This window comes from Janthinobacterium sp. ROICE36 (genome assembly GCF_002869965.1).
In the GTDB taxonomy this organism is placed as follows: domain Bacteria; phylum Pseudomonadota; class Gammaproteobacteria; order Burkholderiales; family Burkholderiaceae_D; genus Janthinobacterium.
The window spans coordinates 1-1,253 of the sequence record NZ_PEBS01000176.1 but is presented as its reverse complement, the minus strand read 5'-3'; the positions used below and the strand labels follow the sequence as shown (position 1 = coordinate 1,253).

Annotated in this window: 1 protein-coding gene; it reads left to right on the top strand. The window is 55.9% G+C overall.

Going from position 1 to position 1,253, the window contains the following annotated elements; all coding sequences use genetic code 11:
• Positions 1-64: 64 nt before the first annotated feature.
• Positions 65-1,245, top strand: a protein-coding gene (locus CSZ94_RS27285; RefSeq protein WP_219726065.1) for an IS3 family transposase whose coding sequence is annotated in 2 segments (ribosomal slippage) — positions 65-332 and positions 332-1,245 — 1,182 coding nt in all. Because the reading frame shifts where the segments join, the coding sequence is not laid out codon by codon here.
• Positions 1,246-1,253: the final 8 nt, after the last annotated feature.

Genomic DNA, 1,253 nt, shown 5'->3' with positions numbered 1-1,253 from the left:
TGCTGTGGTCTAATTTGCCCGGACACCTCGATAGGTGGAAAATACACCATCTGAGGAGTAATACATGGCAACAAGAAAACGGAAGACATTCGACCCTAGCCTGAAGCTGGAAGTGGTTCGAATGATCAAAGAGCAGGGACAGAGCATCCAGAATGTCAGCGAAAGCATGGGCATCGGCCCGACTGCAATTCGCCGCTGGCTGGCCCAGTACAGCGCTGAGCAGAGCGGCCAGCCTGGCATCGGCAAACCGCTCACTGCCGAGCAGCAGAGGATCCGGCAATTGGAGCTGGAAAATCAGCAACTCCGACAGGATGTGACCATCCTAAAAAAGGCTTCGGCCTTCTTTGCCCGCGAAATGAAATGATCTATCAGCTCATTGTCCAACTGCAAAAGGAGGCCATCCCGGTCAAGCACAGCTGCCGTATTCTGGCGGTGAGCCGGTCCGGTTTTTATGAAGCGCAGCGTCGTTCTGCCAAGCCTCTCGTATGCAAGGCAAGCGTGCACCTGAGGGCGGCGTTCATGGCAAGCCATCAGAGCTATGGCAGTCGGCGGCTCGTCACGGCTATGGCCAACGATGGGTTCCAAATAGGGCGTTCCAAGGTGCGTAGCTTGATGCGCAAGGCGGCCTTGAAGCCCGTCTGGAAGCGAAAATTCGTTCACACAACAGACAGCAAGCACGACTTGCCGATTGCCGCCAATGTGCTCAATAGACAGTTCAATCCAACGGCGCCGGATCTGGCTTACGTCAGCGATATCACGTACATTCGCACCGGCGCGGGGTGGTTGTACTTGGCGACCGTGCTGGACCTGTATGCGCGCAAGGTAGTTGGCTGGGCCATGGCGCCAAGCATGCCCGCCAAGCTGGTGTGCGACGCCTTGAACATGGCCATTCAACAGCGACGGCCGGCACTGGGCTTGATTGTTCATTCGGACCGGGGCAGCCAGTACGCCAGCGAGCTTTACCAGAACCTGTTGACAAAACACGGCTTCATTTGCAGCATGAGCCGCAAGGGAAATTGTTGGGACAATGCTGTTGCAGAGCGCTTCTTCTTGAACCTCAAGATGGAGCGCGTCTGGCAGCGTCAATATGCCAATCACGCCGAGGCCAAGGCCGACATCACCGACTACATCGTCGGCTTTTACAACTGCAAGCGCATCAATTCAGCGTTGGGCAATCTGTCTCCCGCCGCCTATGAACGAAAAATGACAGCACGCGAACCTATCGCGGTGTCCGAAATTACTTGACCACAGCA